19 protein-coding genes and 1 riboswitch are annotated in these 19,766 nt (G+C 43.7%); of the genes, 17 read left to right on the plus strand and 2 right to left on the minus strand.

Features of this window, described 5'->3' with window-relative positions; all coding sequences use genetic code 11:
- The first annotated feature begins 259 nt into the window (after window positions 1–259).
- From K8O68_RS03775 to K8O68_RS03795, 5 genes are all read left to right on the plus strand, one after another.
- A complete protein-coding gene (locus K8O68_RS03775) occupies window positions 260–766 on the plus strand; it encodes a DoxX family protein (RefSeq protein ID WP_230895606.1) in 507 nt (168 codons plus the stop codon).
- Window positions 767–1,211: 445 nt separating this feature from the next.
- On the plus strand, window positions 1,212–2,483 hold the full coding sequence (locus K8O68_RS03780; RefSeq protein WP_230895607.1) for a DUF418 domain-containing protein: 1,272 nt from the start codon (window positions 1,212–1,214) through the stop codon (window positions 2,481–2,483).
- A gap of 625 nt (window positions 2,484–3,108) precedes the next feature.
- Window positions 3,109–3,831, plus strand: coding sequence for a hypothetical protein (locus K8O68_RS03785; RefSeq protein ID WP_230895608.1), 723 nt, complete (start codon window positions 3,109–3,111; stop codon window positions 3,829–3,831).
- Between the two features lie 78 nt (window positions 3,832–3,909).
- Window positions 3,910–4,800 (plus strand): GNAT family N-acetyltransferase, encoded by an 891-nt coding sequence (locus K8O68_RS03790; protein WP_230895609.1) that lies wholly within the window; start codon window positions 3,910–3,912, stop codon window positions 4,798–4,800.
- Window positions 4,801–5,030: 230 nt separating this feature from the next.
- Window positions 5,031–6,506 carry a protein adenylyltransferase SelO gene (locus K8O68_RS03795; protein WP_230895610.1) on the plus strand — a complete coding sequence of 492 codons (1,476 nt, stop codon included), beginning with the start codon at window positions 5,031–5,033 and terminating at the stop codon, window positions 6,504–6,506.
- Between the two features lie 71 nt (window positions 6,507–6,577).
- Here the strand turns inward: K8O68_RS03795 and K8O68_RS03800 are convergent, their stop codons facing one another.
- The gene (locus K8O68_RS03800; protein WP_230895611.1) at window positions 6,578–7,765 is read right to left on the minus strand and encodes an AbrB/MazE/SpoVT family DNA-binding domain-containing protein; all 1,188 of its coding nucleotides are present in this window, start codon (window positions 7,763–7,765) and stop codon (window positions 6,578–6,580) included.
- A gap of 427 nt (window positions 7,766–8,192) precedes the next feature.
- Here K8O68_RS03800 and K8O68_RS03805 point away from each other — a divergent pair, with 427 nt between their 5' ends.
- From K8O68_RS03805 to K8O68_RS03840, 8 genes are all read left to right on the plus strand, one after another.
- Entirely contained in the window at window positions 8,193–9,344 is a 1,152-nt protein-coding gene (locus K8O68_RS03805; protein ID WP_230895612.1) for a glucose-1-phosphate adenylyltransferase, read from the plus strand.
- Window positions 9,345–9,659: 315 nt separating this feature from the next.
- Complete coding sequence (locus K8O68_RS03810; protein ID WP_230895613.1) at window positions 9,660–10,409, plus strand: SDR family NAD(P)-dependent oxidoreductase; 750 nt, start codon at window positions 9,660–9,662, stop codon at window positions 10,407–10,409.
- 311 nt (window positions 10,410–10,720) lie between these two features.
- Window positions 10,721–11,110, plus strand: coding sequence for a hypothetical protein (locus K8O68_RS03815; RefSeq protein WP_230895614.1), 390 nt, complete (start codon window positions 10,721–10,723; stop codon window positions 11,108–11,110).
- 303 nt (window positions 11,111–11,413) lie between these two features.
- Window positions 11,414–12,151, plus strand: coding sequence for a DUF5694 domain-containing protein (locus K8O68_RS03820; protein ID WP_230895615.1), 738 nt, complete (start codon window positions 11,414–11,416; stop codon window positions 12,149–12,151).
- 106 nt (window positions 12,152–12,257) lie between these two features.
- Entirely contained in the window at window positions 12,258–12,455 is a 198-nt protein-coding gene (locus K8O68_RS03825) for a hypothetical protein (protein WP_230895616.1), read from the plus strand.
- Between the two features lie 365 nt (window positions 12,456–12,820).
- Window positions 12,821–13,615 (plus strand): SurA N-terminal domain-containing protein, encoded by a 795-nt coding sequence (locus K8O68_RS03830; RefSeq protein ID WP_230895617.1) that lies wholly within the window; start codon window positions 12,821–12,823, stop codon window positions 13,613–13,615.
- A gap of 624 nt (window positions 13,616–14,239) precedes the next feature.
- Window positions 14,240–14,319, plus strand: a riboswitch (ZMP/ZTP riboswitch).
- A 150-nt stretch (window positions 14,320–14,469) separates the two neighbouring features.
- Window positions 14,470–15,669, plus strand: a complete 1,200-nt coding sequence (locus tag K8O68_RS03835) for a phosphoglycerate dehydrogenase (protein WP_230895618.1) — start codon at window positions 14,470–14,472, stop codon at window positions 15,667–15,669.
- A 175-nt stretch (window positions 15,670–15,844) separates the two neighbouring features.
- Window positions 15,845–16,159: a hypothetical protein gene (locus K8O68_RS03840; protein ID WP_230895619.1), complete on the plus strand. Its 315-nt coding sequence runs from the start codon at window positions 15,845–15,847 to the stop codon at window positions 16,157–16,159.
- Window positions 16,160–16,209: 50 nt separating this feature from the next.
- Here the strand turns inward: K8O68_RS03840 and K8O68_RS03845 are convergent, their stop codons facing one another.
- Window positions 16,210–16,713, minus strand: a complete 504-nt coding sequence (locus tag K8O68_RS03845; protein ID WP_230895620.1) for a hypothetical protein — start codon at window positions 16,711–16,713, stop codon at window positions 16,210–16,212.
- 93 nt (window positions 16,714–16,806) lie between these two features.
- On the opposite strand from K8O68_RS03845, the gene K8O68_RS03850 reads away from it, so the two are divergent.
- From K8O68_RS03850 to cuyA, 4 genes are all read left to right on the plus strand, one after another.
- Window positions 16,807–17,391 (plus strand): vWA domain-containing protein, encoded by a 585-nt coding sequence (locus K8O68_RS03850; RefSeq protein WP_230895621.1) that lies wholly within the window; start codon window positions 16,807–16,809, stop codon window positions 17,389–17,391.
- Window positions 17,392–17,621: 230 nt separating this feature from the next.
- Window positions 17,622–18,323: a CBS domain-containing protein gene (locus K8O68_RS03855; protein WP_230895622.1), complete on the plus strand. Its 702-nt coding sequence runs from the start codon at window positions 17,622–17,624 to the stop codon at window positions 18,321–18,323.
- Window positions 18,324–18,385: 62 nt separating this feature from the next.
- Complete coding sequence (locus K8O68_RS03860; protein ID WP_230895623.1) at window positions 18,386–18,679, plus strand: DUF5316 family protein; 294 nt, start codon at window positions 18,386–18,388, stop codon at window positions 18,677–18,679.
- 50 nt (window positions 18,680–18,729) lie between these two features.
- Window positions 18,730–19,746 (plus strand): D-cysteate sulfo-lyase, encoded by a 1,017-nt coding sequence (cuyA, locus tag K8O68_RS03865; RefSeq protein ID WP_230895624.1) that lies wholly within the window; start codon window positions 18,730–18,732, stop codon window positions 19,744–19,746.
- Window positions 19,747–19,766: the final 20 nt, after the last annotated feature.

Here is a 19,766-nt window from a genome sequence, read left to right on the forward strand (position 1 = left end):
TTTCTTCGGTGTGAGTTATGTCACACTTTGGACACGAAGATGCAACTAATTATTCACAGTTGGCACGTTCGTAATAGGAAAAACCATTATATAATGAAATCAAGAAAGAAAGTTAGTAATCGCTAACTCAGACTGGGACGCGGGCGAACGGAACGTCACACCTCAAATCCCAAAGGACTAAGCGGACTTATTTATTTTTTAAAACCGGTGATTGCCGACTTGACTTCTTAAAAAAACGGTTCCTGAGGAGGAATAAAAAATGTTTATGGATTTCTTAAGAAATAACAAAATCGCAGCGGGAGTTTTGACGGTGTTACGGGTGTACCTTGGGTGGCAATGGCTCACAGCAGGATGGGGCAAAGTCACGGGGGAACCGTTTGATGCAAGCGGCTATTTGACCGGTGTCGTAAATAACGAAGCAGTCATCGAGCAGTATCCGACATATCACGCATTTATTGAGAACTTTGCATTGCCGAATGCCGGCGTGTTCAGCTTTATGGTCGCCTGGGGCGAAGTGCTGGTCGGTCTCGGTTTAATCCTTGGAATTCTTACCACGGCAGCAGCGTTCTTCGGTATCGTAATGAACTTTGCCTTTATGTTCGCAGGCACAATCTCTTCTAACCCTTGGTTAATCCTTTTGACCATTTTCATCCTTGCAGCTGGCTACAATGCAGGTAAATACGGCGGCGACCGTTATGTGATCCCTTATATCCGCACTGTCGTCTTCAAAAAGAAATTTGAGAAACCAGCTGAACAGGCAGCATAAATAAATAAGATTTTCAGGCGTTCCTCTAAGAAGGGGGGGACGCCTTTTTAGTGTGATTTAGGTTTTTAACTGCGGAGGATTTTGTCGAAATTTGTTATACGGTAGAGTCTCCTGTTTATACGGTAGAGTGCCGCATTTATAACGTAGAGTCTGCCTTTTATACGGTAGAGTTCTGCGTTTATAACGTAGAGTTTCCCTTTTATACGGTAGAGTGCCACTTTTATATCGTCAAAGACCATATGAATAGAGATCAAATACCATATTAATACAGCTGAATTCCACGTTATTACGTCAAAAATACCTCCATATCCGTTGTCAAGAACCCCCTAATGATTTTTTCCTCAATGAATGCTCATATTCACAAAAAATACAAAAGTGCACGCAGCGGGTAATATCCCTTGTTATAAAATTAAAGTATAAAGGAAGTTAAAAATGGAGGTGTGAGATGAAAAATAACAACCCGGCACCTATTGCGCCAAGCGAAAGAATTGCAGCGATTGATATCATTCGCGGATTTGCATTAATTGGTATTCTTTTAGTGAATCTGAAGTACTTTGCTCACCCGGCTATGTACCAGTTCGTTATTGGTGAAAACATTTGGGAAGGGTTTAACGGATTTATTGATTCTGCCATCTTTATTTTAGCTGAGGGTAAATTTTATACCATGTTCTCTTTTTTATTTGGTTTAGGATTTATTGTTTTTATGGATAAGGCGATGAAAAGATCATCACGACCAAAAATTTTTTTTGCCAGACGGCTTTTCATTCTATTTATTTTCGGGGTTATTCATGCGTTTCTCATCTGGTCCGGAGATATATTAATAGCCTATGCCATAGCAGGTTTCATTTTACTTCTGTTCTATAAAAGAAAAGAAAAAACACTTCTTGTCTGGTCAGGTATCATCTTATCTATTTCCATTATTCCTGTATTGTTCATGGTCGCAGCTTTCCCGTTAATGGAACAAATCCCTGGTGAAGAATATTCTTATGCTAATGAAATGACTATGTTTATAAATGAAATTGAAACCCAAATAGAATCGTCCTATTATGCATACAGTGAAGGCTCATTATTGGAAGTAATGGAGCAAAGGCTAACCGATACGACGTTTGCTTTATCTTATTCTTTCTTCGCCTATCTGTCGATCATTCCCATGTTTTTGCTAGGAGCGTATGCGGGTAAGCGAAAGATTCTTCATGACGTAAAAAACCATTTGCCGCTAATTAAAAAAGTTTGGCTTATCAGCTTTATAATCGGGGCGAGTATGACAGCGGTGTATTATATTAACCTGCAGCAGGTCAATTTTGTCTCTCCTTCAATGCATGATATTTATACTCAAGTGGGAAGTACCATCGGAAATCCGAGTCTCATGTTATTTTACGTAACGTCTCTCGTTCTTCTGCTGCAAAAGAGTATGTGGCAAAGGATCTTGAAGCCATTAACTGCCTTAGGAAGAATGGCGCTCACGAATTACCTGATGCAAAGTATTATCTGTACGTTTGTCTTTTACAGTTACGGATTAGGATTATACGGGAGCGTCACGCCTCCATTTTACTTATTGTTTGTTGTTGTCATTATTGGAGGGCAAATCGTTTTAAGCAACTGGTGGTTAAAACGGTATTATTTCGGGCCGGCAGAATGGCTCTGGCGTTCCTTAACTTACGGGAAAAAAGCAAAAATGAAAATACAGGAGGAACCAGAGTATAAAGAAGTAAGTTAAGCCAGGCGGTATCACCACCCCTGGCAAGCAAAAATAAATGAAGTCGATCTGATGGTCAGGTCGGCTTTTTTTTTACTGCAAATTAAATTTAGTGACGAACGTATTGCTCAAATATTGGCGGCGACCGTTATGTGATCCCTTATCAGGCGTTCCCCTTAGAAGGGGGGACGCCTTTTTAGTGTGATTTAGGTTTGGGGATTTTGTCGAAATTTGTTATACGGTAGAGTCTGCTGTTTATACGGTAGAGTTCTGCATTTATAACGTAGAGTCAGCTCTTTATACGGTAGAGTGCTGCATTTATAACGTAGAGTCGACTCTTTATACGGTAGAGTCCCACTTTTATATCATCGAATACTATTTTTTATAAAATGAAGTTCCGCGTCGATAAGGCAGAATACGAGCCAAAACTCACCTCCAGCACCCTCAGTGACAAGAAGCCCTTCCATAAGGCATAATAATAGCAGTGAACACGATACAAAAGAGGAAATTCACGCCGCAGTCCTGCCGAAGAACGAGCCGCACAAGATCCCGCACGATATATCCCCCCTTTGGAGGCTTCTTCACGGCTCGCCCGCAGGATGACAGCTTCACTTCCTCTAAACCTGCATAAAAAGGAGGATCTTTAATGAGCGACAAAACAACATGGGGAATTGCCGGAATTGGCAAACTGGGGACGGCGATCCTTACTCAATGGGAACAGCTTCAGCTGGAAACAGGCATTTATCATCCAGACTCTGAGAAAGCCGGCACCGTCGTTAACCAGTTTCCTTCTGCCAGGCAGCTCGCACAAGAAGATTTGGCTGGCCTTGATTACCTCATTCTAGCTCTTCCGGCTGACCAAATCATTCCCTTTATCACCGATCTGAAGTCGTCCGGTGTGTCACTCGAAAAGCCGGTGCTCATAAACATGGCGACAAAAATGCCGACAGAAGAACTGAAAAAAGAATTTCCCGATCTTAAATGGGCCGGTATGAAGTTTGTTGGCCACTCCGAAAGTTTGAAAATCTACGGCGATGGCCTTTTTATCACGGAAGCGGAAAATGATAAAGATGAAAGTCTCCTGAACAGGTACACAGCCTTAGGAAGAGTGGAAACAACTGACGAATCCCTAGCTGAAAAAGTAAATAAACTGGCCACTTATCACGCTGTAAAGGCAGCGAGGGAACTGGAAAAGCAAATGAGTGATGAGGGCTATTCCGATGTCTACAGAGAACAGGCTCTCCGTTCGCTTATGCCGGAAGTAATCAGGGCCTATTCGAAAGGAAAGCTTGGCCACTTTGGCAAAAAGATCGTCGAAGAGCTGGACGGGGAGAACAGCCAGGGCAGCTCCGGATCAAACTCTGATTAAAGCTTCAGCATCCAAAATTTCCGGAAATCCCGCGCGGCACCACAGCCAAAAGCCAAGCTGAAAAAGGAGACCTGACCAATGACTCACTTAATCAACCCGAGTATTAAACTAATAGGGCAGCTTAACAATCAGGATTATGACCAGATTACCTTCCTCCAAAAGCAATGCAGTGTAAAAGACGGTGTCAGCCTCAAGCTCGAATTGGATTATAAATTGAGTAAAGCTGCTGATCAGAGGGAAGATTTAAACGAGCTGAATGAATTCATGTGCTACACGGAAGATAAACTGATCGGTTACCTCGGCATCTGCAATTTTGGCGGGGAGGCGCTGGAAGTGAACGGGATGGTTCATCCGGCTTACCGAAGGAAAGGGATCTTTACAAGGTTGTTCTCGTTAGCTAAAGATGAATGGGCGAGAAGAGACAACCGGGAGATGCTGTTGCTGAGCGACCATTACTCTCCGGCAGGTCTGGCGTTTATTCAATCGATGGAAGCCTCTTATGCACATTCGGAGTACGACATGTTTTTAAAAGGCGAACCAACTATAGAAACGGCTAAAAACGAACTGGAGCTAAGGGAAGCAACGAATGACGATGCTGAAGAGATTGCCAGGCAGAATCACATCTTTTTTGGCATAAAAAAGAAGGAATTGACCCTTCCGGAAGAAGAAGCTAAACGCGGAGTGGACAGTTATATGGCTGAGGTCGATCACACAGTCATCGGAAAGGTGCATCTTGAAGTCACAGGTAAAACGGGTGGAGTCTACGGGCTCGGGGTGCTTCCGGATTACCGGCGAACCGGTTATGGCAGAGGCATTCTGATGAAAGCTGTTGAAAAGCTGCAGGAACAGCACGTGCAGGACGTTATGCTCCAGGTGGAGGCGAATAACACGCATGCCCTGGAACTTTACCGCTCGTGCGGCTTTGAAGTGACCTCAAGAATGGACTATTACAAAATAAGTAAAAATTAGCAGGGAGCATCCCTTTGATGCCGGCATTCCTGGCGCGGCCCGTGCCTGTGCCTCCATTAGTTTCCGGGGAATGGGCGTGAACATCCGACAGAACGGGTATAATAACTGGACAGAAGCAGATGATAAATTCAGGCTTCTGAGTCAACGAAACGATAGTGACATCTCATAGATTGCCTGCGTTTTTTCGAAAAAAACGAGGCGTTAAAGTCAAAAGGAGAAAAGGGGATAGTATGGTAAAGAAAACGGATATGACGAAGGCAGGGTGGAAGCTCGAGAACAGTTACTCTGATCTGCCGGAAAATTTTTATTCTGAACGCCATCCGGATCCTGTTCGTTCACCGGAGCTGGTGGTGTTTAATGATACGTTAGCTGAATCCCTTGGATTAAGCGCAGAGGAGATGCGCAGCGAAGAAGGCGTGGCGGTCCTTGCCGGCAACCGGCTTCCTGAAGGGAGTACACCGATTGCCCAGGCTTATGCGGGACACCAATTCGGCCACTTCACCATGCTCGGAGACGGCCGGGCTCTCCTCCTTGGGGAACAGATCACACCTTCAGGCGAGAGAATGGATATTCAGCTGAAAGGCTCGGGAAGAACACCTTTCTCCCGGGGCGGCGACGGCCGGGCGGGGCTTGGTCCGATGCTGCGCGAGCATATTATGAGTGAAGCGATGCATGCGCTCGGCATTTCAACGAACCGAAGCCTCGGCGTCGTCACCACCGGTGAGCCGGTATACCGGGAAACAGTTCAGCCTGGCGCGATTTTAACCCGGGTGGCTGACAGCCATCTGCGTGTAGGCACGTTCCAGTATGCCCGGCAATGGGGAAGCATTGACGACCTCGAGGCTCTTGCCGACTATACAATTAAACGGCATTACCCGGAGGTTGAACAGGAGGAAAACCGCTATCTGTCTCTTCTTAAAAAAACAGCGGAGCGGCAGGCCAAACTGATTTCAAGCTGGCAGCTTGTCGGGTTTATTCACGGCGTGATGAATACCGATAACATGGCCATCAGCGGAGAGACAATCGATTACGGGCCGTGTGCCTTTATGAACACGTATGACCCTGAAACGGTGTTCAGTTCGATTGATGCGCAGGGCCGTTACGCTTACGGCAATCAGCCGCTGATCGGAGGCTGGAATCTGGCGCGATTCGCTGAAACACTAGTGCCGCTCATTGACGAAGACCAGGAAAAAGCGGTTGAACAGGCTCAGGAGGTTATCTCCGGTTTCACTGACCTGTATAAATCTCACTGGTTCTCTGGAATGAGAGCGAAACTCGGGCTGTTTAACGAAGAAAAAGAAGATGAGACCCTGATTGACGACCTTCTCGGTATGATGCAAAAGCATGAAGCCGATTTTACGAATACGTTCCGTGTGTTAACGTTTGATAAAACCGCTGAAGGTGCCTTGTTCTGTGCCAAAGAGTTTGCGGCATGGCAAGAGCGCTGGAAAGAAAGGCTCAGCCGCCAGGAAGAATCAGCTGCCGAGTCACATGACCTGATGAAGAAGCATAACCCGGCAGTTATTCCGAGAAACCACCGGGTGGAAGAAGCCCTTGAAGCGGCCGTGGAGAAAGAAGATTACAGCGTCATGGAAAACCTGCTGAACGCTCTGTCTGACCCGTACGCGCATACCGCGGACCAGGAGCCTTACACTTCACCTCCGGAACCGTCAAATAAGCCTTACCGCACTTACTGCGGAACTTAACTTCCACAAATGATAAAACGCCCGTTCCTTGAACAAGGAGCGGGCGTTTTCGTATGATCCCGGTTTAGAGGTTAGTCCTGAATCTCTTCCATGAGTGCCTGTTTGACTTCTTTCATGTGTTTCTTTTTGCCATCCAGTTTTTTGCATCTTTTATCAAATTCTTTTACACGGTCTTTCACAGCTGTTACTTTGCAAAGTTCGGTGATCTCACTCTGAAGGTTTTCTGCTTTTTCCTTATAGCGGCTGTCGTCTTTGACATCTCCCAAATAGCTGTAAACAGCCTGCAGCTGTTTTTTATGAGTTAAGAGGTGTTCAGACGCCTCCAATACCTCAAAGGAGTCCTCGCCTTTCTCTTCTGCAGCTTTATCAATGACCACTTCCGCTGCTTTTGCACGCTGTTCCTCTTCTTCAATAAGGCTGTTAATTTGGGAAGACATGGCGTCAATGGACAAGTCCTCTTCTTTAAACCTCTTCCATTCTTCCAGAAACTCATCGTTAATCAGCTGGGGAAGTCTTTTTTTAACTTTTTTACTTTGTTTGTTCCGTTTCTTGTCTGCAAGCTGATGCATCTGCGCAAACAAATCGGCCAGTTTATTGTCTTCAGCTTTTTCAGCGAGCAGGCGGCGGGCTTCAAAGTCTTCTGCAAAAAGTTCTTGTTTAATCAGTTTTCCAAGCCGGTTGTCCGCTTCCTTAAGTTTAACCAGAAACTGATGGTCTGAAGGTACCTCCTGCATTTGAAAAAGTGTCTGAAGCTGTTCAGCGGCTGCTTTGGCTTGCTGTAAACGAGAAAGCTTTTGATCATCTGCAGCCTGTTGACAAGCTTCTGCAAAGTCATGAACGAGTGTATCAAGCGGAGCGGCCCAACGCTCATTTCTTTTTCGCGTGCCCTCATCCAGGCAATTTTCACATAAACATTTATCCTGGATTTCAAGGAGTGATTCCGTATTGCCGCAAAGCTCACACACTTGAAGCGAGTGACTTAGAAGGACGAAATCGTCGGCCAGTTTAAATTCAATATCATGACTGTCACTCCAGTCAAAGTCTTCTCTTATATCATCTGAAATGACTAACCGTCCAAAATCATCCAGCGATTTAGTCTCCTCTGTTTGCTTCTCTGGTTTCGACAGCTGAATGGCTTTATTATCTGTCAAAATGTCCACGGCAACCTTATGGTCATTAAGTTCAAGTTCCTCACGGATCTCTTTCGGAATAACAATTCTGCCCATTTTATCCAATCGTCTCGAATACGTTTTAACCATGACATACCTCCGTGCTGTAGAGTGTTATTTACTTCCTTTTCCCTAATATCAAGGAGATGGAACGCCTTTTTTGTGAATCGGCGGGCTGAAACTGGTGGAATGACTGTTTAAATACTGCCCTCAGCCCGTGCTGAGTCGGTATGTAATGCGAAAAAAACTTTTCGACATGTGTCTGGCAGTTTTAAGAGATTTTTAGCTAATGGGGAATAATCGTTATTCAGCAAGTAAAATGGTGTCACATCCCGTCAGGAAAAGTCTGAAACTTTTAATTTAAGAGGTTGTTTTCCTGTGATATTATAAAGCCGGTATGAAAGAGAAAGACACTATCAGGAAGTGTATGTAAAATTTTAAAATCTGTGGCTGCGAGTGTTGTTCGAGTACCAGAAAGAATACCATTTTAAAAACTATACTACCATTGGAGGGTGCAATGAAAAAAAGAAGTTGTGTTGCCATGCTTTTAGCTGGCGGGAAAGGTACACGATTAAAAGAGTTAACAATGTACAATGCAAAGCCTGCAGTTCCGTTCGGCGGGAAATACCGTATTATTGATTTCACTTTAAGTAACTGTCAAAGTTCCGGGATTGATACTGTCGGCCTGCTTACCCAGTATTCACCTCACACGCTGCATAATTATATCGGCCGGGGAGAAGCATGGGGACTGGACCGAAAACATGGCGGCCTGTCAATCCTTCCACCTTATCAGTGCAAAGATACGTCACACTGGTATGAAGGAACGGCTGACGCTGTCTACCAGAATTTACACTATATAGACCAGTATGATCCTGAACATGTCCTCATCATTTCAGGCGATCATATATACAAAATGGATTATAACAGGATGCTGGAGCATCATATTGAAACAAACGCTGATGCGACTGTGTCTGTGAAAGAAGTTCCGTGGACTGAAGCTGGGCGTTTCGGAATTATTAATACCGGGGACGGCAGCAGAATTGAAGAGTTTGACGAGAAGCCGGATTTTCCAAGGTCGAATTTAGCGTCCATGGGCGTATATATTTTTAAGTGGCGTGTGTTAAAACGCGTGCTGATTGAAGAGGAAAAGAATGAATTTTCTTCGAATGACTTCGGAAAAGACATCCTTCCGGGAATGCTTCACGACCGGTGCGCACTGCATGCTTACCGCTTTAACGGTTATTGGAAAGACGTCGGGACGCTGGAAAGCTACTGGGAAGCGAACATGGATTTGCTGAAAAAAGAAAGCAACATTTTTCTCGCTAACAAAGAAGTAGAAATTATGACCGTGGAGCAGGGCTATCCACCGCAATACGTTGACGAATCGGCGGCTGTTCGCCAAAGCCTGCTCAGCGAAGGCGCGGAAGTTTACGGCACCGTGGACCATTCGGTTTTGTTTACCGGAGTTGTAGTAGGGAAAGGCGCGGTGGTGGAAAATTCAGTTGTCCTCCCTAACGCTGTGATCGGAGAGGGCGCGAGAATTGAGAATGCCATCATTGGAGAAAACGTCTCAATTCCTGATCACTATGAAGTCGTCTCTTCCGGCAAGGACATTACTCTGATTGGAGAATCGATTGTGGAGGAACAGAAAATTCACAGTATCAGATAGCCATGTGAAATGGCTCTGAATTAAGGGTGCAAAGCTGGTCATCGTACGTTACGCATGGGGGGGTAAAAACGAACCCTCCATGCTTTTGTAGAGTGCAGCACATTCATGCTGACACTCTTTTTTTGATTTTGATATTACAATCGTGCAAGAACTAACACACAGAAAATATTTGAAGGAAGCAGGAACATAACTGGTTTAGTTATTTTTCGAAAGAGGCCGAAAAAATAAAGTTCAGGCATTGGAATAACGGTGTTTTAACCACTGCTCATAAAAGGAATTATAGGTATAGGCCTTAAAAATTTAAGGAGGGTTTTCATGAGTGAAGTAGCTGTTATTACAGGTGGGGGAAGTGGTTTAGGAAGGGCCGCTGCTCAGAAGCTGGCTGAGAAAGGTATTAACATTGTGGTTGTTGATGTAAATGAAGATGGTGGTCATGGAACAGTTGATTTAGTAAAAGAATCGGGTTCCGATGCCATTTTCGTAAAAGCCGATGTGTCTAAAGCTGAAGAGGTGAAACATTATGTGGATCAAGCGGTTGAAAAATATGGCACGATTGATTACTTCTTCAACAACGCTGGTATATCAGGAAGCGGGAAGTATTTCCTGGAGTCAGATATTGAAGAAATAAACAAAATAGTTGAAATTAATATGCTGGGGGCGCTTTATGGCATGCGCTTTGTGGCTGAAGTCATGGTGAAAAACGGTGGCGGCTCCATCGTGAACATGTCTTCAAGCGCAGGGGTTATAGGTCAAAGTACTGTCGTGACATATTCCGCCACAAAGCATGGTATCGTCGGTATGACTAAAAGTATGGTTGCTGAGTACGCAAAAGACGGTTTAAGAGTTAACGCAGTGGCGCCTGGTGGTACAGAAACACCTATGGTAGAGAAATATTTTACAGACAACCCTCAAATGAAGGAAATGGCAGAACAGGGGATTCCCCAAAAACGACTCGGAACACCTGAAGAGGTTGCTGAGCTTGTAACATTTCTTCTTACATCAGGTGCCGAATACATTAACGGCGAGGTTATCCGTATTGATGGCGGGTTTACAAGTACAAAATAACGAATTCTGAAGGACTTCGATGACTCGGAGTCCTTTATATTATTTTAGTTAAATTCTGTGAATGTACAAAACTGTAAAATACATCCATAGCGGTCTCCAGTGGAATCAAGAAATATGTTCTGGGAGAGGGGTAGTCAGTAATGGCTATCCCTACTCTATTTTGTGGATTTTACGGAAGGTATTTGGATATTTATGTTAAAATTTTACTGAGAGGATCTAGTGAAATCGGCTAAAGGGCTTTAGAGCGAAAAGATATTTCTTAGGAGGCTTACTATGAAAACATGCTATGAAGAGAAAGGGGTGGAAGAAAGATGAGTGAAACTAAAAAATTTTTAGTTCCAATTTCGTTTATATTACTGGTGGTTGTCAGCGGTTTATCGCTTTACACCTGGGTTTACTTACATACTTTTTATACCGCATCCATTCTATTGATATTTGTCCATTTATCCGTGTTCTTTCATGTACTTAATTTACGCGTACCTGAAAGCGGAAACAGGGATGACAGCAAGGCCCATCTTATAAAAAAACAGAGCGGGAAAATTGCTTATCTCATATTAATGATATCTGCAGGATTAATTTTGATCATTTCTGAAGGACTGAATGCTAATAACATTGAGAATATCCCATTATTAATGGTCGTTGGTCTTGCATTAATCATACAGCCTATTACTGAGTTTTTTTACGTGCGGAAATATAAATAACCAAAATGGCAGGCGGCAAGCGGCTGAATGATCCTTGGTAAGGAAAGGGGAATCTGGCATGAAGTTTAATGCTAATGCTCTATCGTATGGAATAATAGCAGGCATCCTTACCATTATAATTTCTGGCAGTTTAAATTTATTAATAACCAATGTCTTATTAGGTTTAATTGCCGGAAAATTAATGGACAGTAAGAGATAAATAGAAGGGGCTCACCATTTAAATTACGAAAATCATCCCAAAAAGATATTCCAGTAAGCAGAGGTGTGAATCTTTAATAAACACAGTTACTAACAGGGGGAATAATGTATAACCAGAGACCTAAAGTGCTAATCGTTGGAACCTTTCATTTTGAGGAATCACCAGATATGATCCAGACTGACACAGGTGATATCTTCTCACAGCATAGACAAAAAGAAGTTTTATTGGCTGCAGAAAAAATAGCGGCATTTAAACCATCTAAAGTGGCTGTTGAAGCAGTCAAAACAGAAGAAGATGCCCTTAATAAAACTTATGAAGACTATCTTACCCAGCATGTGACCCTCCCGGCAAGTGAAATATATCAATTAGGATTCCGGATATGTGAGGCGATGGCCCACGAGAAAATCTATGCGGTAGACTGGATGGACGATATAGGAAATAAAAGTATTGGAGATGTGCTGGAATGGGCAAAAGCGAACCAAACAGACATGTATGATTTAATAACCGGATTTTATATTCCTCAGATTACACCTGAATTAAAAGGGTTATCGATAGTTGAGGGTTTAATACATATCAATCAAAAAGAAAGATTACAAGTGGAACATGAACTGTATCTACACATTGCCCAGATCAGTGACGGAACGAATTATGTCGGCGTCGACTGGGTCCGATGGTGGTACCAGAGAAATCTCATCATATTTAATAACATAATGAAACTGGCCGAAAATACAGAAGATCGGATTTTGGTTCTTATCGGCGGGGCCCATGTTCATTTACTCAGCCAGTTTCTGAAGGAAAGCGGGCGTGCAGATGTGGAAAAAGTTGAGGATTACCTAAGTTAGATAAAGCGCGGCCAGCGGTGAAAAGTATCCGATTGGTATGGAGAGGGGGTTTCCTTCACGGTAAGCAACAAGCAAGGCTAACATATTATATAGGAGGCGTCAGACGGTGTTAATTAAAACTATGTTATTTTGGATTATTGTTTTTCCTTTGGCAGTGACTGCTCTCTTAATCATATTTGACTATTTTTCAGGGCAGCCAATTGAGGCAGTTTCTTATTTACCTAACTTATTAGGTTTGGCGACAGGTGGACTAATTATTGGGTTTGTTATGTACCAAGTGAAGAAATTAAAATATGAGCAATGATTTTCTATTAAAAGAGTATCAGTACTGCGCTATCAAATAGGATCCCTCTTATTAAGGTATAGCTATTTTACTATATAGTTATTATTTGTCATTTATTTCCTCTCTGTCGTTGAAGATGATATTACAAACTTTTACATAAAATAGTTTATTTGAGGCTTTCGCGTGTAAAAGCGGTTAAATTTAGTCTGCTTGAACGGTGTCACAGAGCCAAATTTCTGGGTGGTAAAAAGAGCAGGCTAATACATATTTTTTTAAGCTTTCAGGCTTGCTTCCCTCGTTAGGTCTCGTCAATCTGATTACATGTTTACAGGGCATATTGATATGTTAGAATAACCACCAGATTGATTGAAGAGAGGGGAATGACGATGAATAAAAAGTGGTTAAGTACCGTATCTCTTGCCGCAGCTGCAATGGTTATGACGGCTTGCGGTGATGCAGAGGAAGGGAATAACAATACAGGAACAGAGACCCAGGAGGGGGAGCCGGCCGCAAACAATGAAGCCGCTTTGGAAGGTGAAGGTGGAGAAACCGCCGAACAGCCGGAAATGCCTGAGCCTGACTTGGAAGGCGTACCTGATGTGGTGGCAGAAGTAAACGGTGAGGAAATTCCGAGGGAAGAATTTGAGCCTGCATACGAAGGACAGTTCCAGCAGGCTGCTATGCAAACTCAGATGACTGGGGAAGAAGTCGATCAGGACATGTTAAAAGAACAGGTCGCTGACAATATGGTTAATACGGAACTTCTCGTTCAGGAAGCTGAAAACGAAGGCTACGAAGCGACAGAAGAAGAAATTGATGAGACGCTGGAAGAAATAGCGATGCAAAACGGCCTCGGTTCTGAAGAGGAGTTCATTGCTGCTTTAGAAGAGCAAGGCACGGATGAAGAAGAAGTGATGTCCCAGGTTGAAACTCAAGTGAAAGTAGACCAGCTTGTTGCGAGTGAAGCAGGCGACATTGAAGTGACAGATGAAGAGCTTGAAGAGACATATGAGCAGCTGGAAGCCCAGCATGCCCAGATGGGTCAAGAAGGTGATGTCCCGTCGTTTGAAGAAGTTAAACCAGAACTTGAAGAACAAGTAAGAGCTGAAAAAGAAGGACAAGCTGCCCAGGAAATTGTGGAAAATCTTCGTGAAGACGCGGATGTCACGATCCACCTGTAAAAGCTTTGTTGCAGCTTAAGTTCATTTGGGCTGGATGATTACCAATAAATGGGGGGACTGTCCCCCCATTTATTGGGTATTCCACAAATTGGATACGAAGAGACTGGCACAAAAGAATAGTAAGCCTAAAGAAAATCGAACAAATCTTCTACTGATTTGTTCGATTTTCTGCTTTTATGCTCAAAGAAGAGAAACTTTTACAAAGAATAAAGGCAGTTATTTCAGTCCAGGGGCTGTTCAATCATTTAAAGTTGAATTTAATCAGCTAAATAGCGTTTCTATCGGCGAAATTGAGGGTCCAATCAGCGAAAAATAATTTCTATCAGCGAAAATATGATTCAATCAGCGAAAAACAAAATCAATCAGCGAATTCCCCACTTCTATCAGCAATTTAGAATAATTATTACTGTTGAACAGCTTATAAAACTTAAGTTGACAGGCTTTAAAAAGGATAAAAAACATCGTGCGTCTTTTACACACCTGTTTTAGTTTTGTCTCAGCCTCTTCTGAATTTTTACTCCATAGATGATATTTTTATAGAATAACGTCTGACGAAAGATTCTAAAAATTTTATTTTTAGGGGTTGCAGGTTAAGCGGTAGTCTGTTAGTATGAGAGAAATTAAGAGGCTGTGTGTGACTGGCGAACACGGAGTACCGTGAGGGAGCACATGGTATCGAATTGCCGTTCGCCTGGGCAGAGGTAAGGGATTTCGGATCCCTTACCTCTTTATGCTTATTTGAGGGGGGATTGTTGAAGCGTAAAGGCGATGTTCAGATAGGTTGTATGCAGGCAGGTGCTGACGTTCGAGCGGAGACAAACTACTATTTTGGATGAGAAAGAGGGAGTTTAGAGATGGGCGTACTTACTTTGGATAAAACACGTACAATCAAAACATTAAACAATATTGCGGATCAAGGACTGAATGTTTTTAACACGGATCAGTATACAATTGATAATACAAGCGAGGATCCTGATGCGATCGTTGTCCGCAGCTTTAATATGCATAACCTGGAATTCGGCAGCAATTTGAAAGCTATTGCACGGGCCGGAGCCGGTGTAAATAATATCCCGGTTGATAAATGCACTGAAAACGGCATTGTCGTCTTCAATACACCTGGGGCCAATGCCAATGCGGTAAAAGAACTTGTCCTCACCACCTTAATTGCTTCTTCACGTAACCTTTTTGACGGAATCGCCTGGGCTAAAACGCTTGTAGGGGAAGGCGACCAGGTTCCTAAACTCGTCGAATCAGGGAAGAAAAATTTCGTTGGTAAAGAGATTAAAGGGAAAACACTTGGTGTAATTGGACTTGGAGCTATCGGGGCAATGGTGGCTAATGACGCGCTCGATTTAGATATGGAGGTTATCGGATTTGATCCGTTCATCTCTGTGGATACAGCCTGGAACTTATCCCGAAACGTCCACAGAGCCTTTACCATTGAACAGGTACTCGCCAATAGTGATTATATTACTGTCCATGTGCCTTTGACGGATAATACGAAAGGCATGTTCAACAAACAAACTTTCAGCCTTATGAAACCGGACGTTCACATTCTGAACTTCTCCCGAGACGGGCTTGTTGACGAAGCGGATATTGCAGAAGCGCTTGAAGCCGGAAAAGTTGGCAAGTACATTACGGACTTCCCGACTGAAAATGTGCTGAAAATGAAAAACGCGGTACCGATCCCGCATCTTGGTGCTTCTACTCAAGAGTCTGAGGAAAACTGTGCAATTATGGCGGCGCGCCAGGAAAAAGAGTTTCTGGAAACAGGTAATATTAAAAACTCCGTGAATTTCCCGAACGCTTCCTTGCCTTATGCGGGCAAGCCCCGGGTAACGGCGTTCCATAAAAATGTGCCGAACATGGTTGGACAAATCTCTTCCGCTATTTCAACCTTTAACTTGAACATTGCTGACATGGTTAACAGAAGCCGCGGAGATTACGCCTACACGATGATTGATATCGACAGCGAAGTAAACGGCGACGTCGTCCCTGGTCTTGAGGAAAAAATCAAGCAGATTGAAGGTATGGTGAGAGTACGTACAATCTAATTTAAATTAAATAGAGTTTTGTCTGGTCCCTGCCTCCGGTTCGTGAATGCTGCGATTCGGGGGCAGTTTTTTATTCCTTATTTTTTCCAATGACAATATACTTCTTCCTTATATTTTTATACAATTACTTATAAGATCTTTTTCCATATTAGTTTTAAAAAAGGGGGATTACAAAATGAAGCACTTATATTGGGCGGCAGGAACAGGAATTCTATTGCATATTGGCGTCGTATTAATAAGTGGATTAACGCGGTTCCATTGGTCTGACATTGCAGGGATGGCAGCCATACTTGTTTTCTGTGTCCTTCTGTTTTTTTCATTTAGCGGAGAGGGGTTATCTGTCGGATCGCAAGCGCAGGCGAATGTGGAATCGAGAGGTCTTCATGGATCGACAAAAGCACAAAAAGCAATGGCCAGGTGGAACCCTTTTTTAACGGGAACCCTGGTGTATCTCATTATCAGCTTCAGTTTTCCATACATATTTTCATAGAAGTGCCTGTGCCTTAAAGATGTGCTCTTAGCGTCGGGGCCAGGCGCTTTTTACTGCAGGCCTGTTAATGGCTTCTCGTTAAAATATACGAGGGCCTGATTTACATTGTCTATATCATAAATTTTCTTTTTTAAACAGAATTGAATGACTAAATCGCCCGTGGCATTGTTGGATAACGAGTGCCCCGCTGAGCTGAGAAGCTGCTCTGTCTGATCCTGGTTTAATTCAAGGGCTAAAGCGAGCGCAAGAATCGTATTTTTGCCAGGACGGTAGGTGGTTTTAGAACGTATTTTTGAAAAAAGCTTTCGGTCAATACCGGCCTTTTTGTAAAGTTCAGGGTCAGTGACACCTTTCTGGTCAATAAAGCCAAATAAAACGGAGTTGAAGGACGGCTGGCGATTTGATTCAATAAAGTCTTCTACATCCGTCATTTTCATCTCCTCGTACGTTAAATCTTCCATTTTTTCAGAGAGCTGATGACGGACTGAACTTAATTCAGTTAAGTGCTCCTGTATGTAGTCATCGAGTTCTTCCAGAATTTTAGAATCGAGCATTGCCTTTGCCTCCCCTAAATGTCGCTTGCGAGGCGACCTGTTGATAGGTTTATTCATCTATTATTATACCAAGAACAGGAAAGGGTGAGGAATATGACAAGGCAAGTAACCGAAATTGTTTTCCTGCTGGACAGAAGCGGCTCAATGGCAGGGCTTGAAAGCGACACGATCGGAGGCTTTAACGCCTTCGTAAAAAAACAGTGTGAGCTTGAAGGAGAGACAGTTTTAACCGCTGCATTGTTTGATGACCGGTACGAAGTCCTTTGGAATGGAGTGGACGCAGGAAGTGTTACTCTTACTGAAAAAGAGTATTTTGTCCGGGGGATGACAGCGCTTCTCGACTCAGTCGGAAAGACGATTTTGGATGTGGGTTACCGGTTGTCGCATACGAGTGAGGAGAGAAGGCCTTCTAAAGTGATCGTCGTTATTACTACAGACGGAATGGAAAATGCCAGCACGGAATTTACTTATGAAAAAGTCAAAGAACTGATTAAACACCAGCAGGAGACATACAATTGGGAGTTTGTGTTTATGGGCGCAAACATTGATACAGCAAAGGAAGCAGGCAGTATTGGTATTTCTGAGGATCATGCGTTTGCCTTTGAAGCTTCCCCAGCCGGAGTTGACAGAATGTACGAAAAAGTGACCGAAGTCGTTTCTGAGAAAAGGAAGAAGTGACAGCCGCCCGCGCTATATTAACAGGTTTCTCCCCGCCGCTGGAAGCGATGGGGATTTTTTTGTGGATAACGGCCACGTAACCCCGCAGCGTGACTGAGTGAATCTTTTCCCTGAAGCAGGGACAGCGGTTGGTCGCGTTGAAGTAATATTTCAGGCTGCACAGGTTGTCAGCTCTTAGTATCATTAGTTTATAAACAGGGACCGAGTCCTTTTTTAAGGAGAACATAAATATGAAAAATTCACAGAGATTCACGACTGCCTATAACAGGATTGACGCTAAATTACGGGAACAGGAAAACAGTGACCGTTACTTGCCTTTTTCGGAACTGGTCGTCCGGATGGCTAAACACAATTACGTCGTCAGAAGGTTTGAAAAAGATCTTAAAATGCTTGGAAACCTGCGGAATGCGATTATCCACAATGAAACTCGGCAGGACTATGTCATTGCAGAGCCTCACGATTCCACCGTGTCACTCATTGAAAAGATCGAAGCGGAAATTTCCAAACCTAAAGAAGTGATTCCGATGTTCAGTAAAGATGTAAAGACGTTTGAAACGGACCATACGTTATCGGATGTTTTAAGGGTGATTAAAGATCAGGCATTTTCACAGTTCCCTGTTTATAATGACGGGGAATTTGCCGGGCTTCTGACAGAGAATGGCATTACAAATTTTTTAGCCAGGCATGTTGAGGAGGAATTGATTTCACTGCCTGAAACTGCCATTGAAATGGTATTATCATTAGAGGAAGCAAAAAATAACTGTAAATTTATCTCCCGCCATACGAGTGTTTACGAGGCGAAAGAGTTGTTCAAGAACGAGGGCGCAGACGAATTTGCCAGGCTGGATGCGTTATTAATTACCCATCACGGCAGAAAAACGGAAAAATTGTTAGGGATGATTACGGCGTGGGATATTACGCAAATTGACTAGTTAAGATATGATTAGATTTAATGATGTTTTAGTTGATTAATGGAAAGAGGACCGGTGGTTTTATGAAAAAAGCGATTTTTATTGGTTTAGGAATCGTGGGTGTCATCTTGCTTTTCGCCCTTATTATACAAGATGCCGATGTTATTTTTGCTCTGTCCGGGCTTGCGGCCGCTGTCAGCTTTTTACTGGCGGCTCTGTCCTCGAGAGCTATAGAAGGCGGAGAGAAAAACTGGACGGAGGAAGAGATGGAACGAAAAGGGCGAAGGACCCGAAGGCGGAAGGGAAATGCTTTGATGTTTACAATGATCGGATTGCCTAACCTTCTGGCCGCGATTCTCTCGTATGTGTTTTTATAGCGGAGCTGCACCCGGAAAGGTCATATTTTTGAGTTTGGAGGGATCACACTGTGAATTTGTCTTATTTTCCGCGTAACCAGTATTCCCCGTCAAAGACACCCATTGAGAAAGCCGAGCGCTTAACGGCTATGCTGGGCGGGCCTGATATTTTTATAAAAAGAGATGATTTGCTCGGTTTGACTGAAGGGGGCAACAAAACGAGGAAGCTGGAATTTCTCATTGCTGAGGCCCAGGCAAAAGGAGCAGATACGATTATTACAGCCGGAGGTATTCAGTCGAATCATTGCCGGCTCACTCTGGCTGCCTGTGTAAAAGAGGGCCTGAAATGTGTGTTAATTTTAGAGGAAAATGAAAAGGCGCAGTATGATACGCAGACAAATGGGAATTTCCTTCTCTATCAGCTGTTGGGGACTGAGGCGCTTCATATTGTCCCGAACGGCACCGATGTGTATGAAGAGATGGAAAAGACGGCGGAAGTGATGCGCCGGGAGGGCCGTAAGCCTTATGTGATCCCGGTTGGGGGATCAAATGTAACCGGAATAACAGGGTACGCGGCATGTGCTGAAGAAATTCACGGTCAGGCCGAAGCTGAGGGCCTCTCATTTGATTATGTCGTCTGCACGAGCGGCAGCGGGGGGATGCATGCCGGGCTGATCGCCGGTTTTAAAGGGCTCGGCGCTCGAACAGAAGTGATAGGCATTAACGTGAGCCGCGGGAAGGCTGAGCAGGAAGAAAACGTCTATAAGCTCGTACAGGAAACGGCTGACCATATTGGGGTGAAACAGGAGATTCCGCGCGGGGCTGTGACGTGTTTCGATGACTATGTCGGCCTGGGATATGCCCTTCCGACAAACGGAATGATTGAAGCGGTCAAGACGGCAGCCCGGACTGAAGCTCTTCTTCTTGACCCTGTTTATACTGGAAAAACAATGGATGGGCTGATTGACCTTATTCGTAAAGGCTTCTTTAAAAAAGGCGACAGTGTGCTGTTTATTCATTCAGGAGGAACCCCCGCAGTTTATGCGTATTCGCCGGTTTTTTATACGGAAGATTATAAAGGTGATTAAGGGATGAAGACGCCGGGGTG

The sequence above is a fragment of the Salipaludibacillus sp. CUR1 genome (assembly GCF_021028955.1).
Taxonomy (GTDB): Bacteria; Bacillota; Bacilli; order Bacillales; family Salisediminibacteriaceae; genus Salipaludibacillus.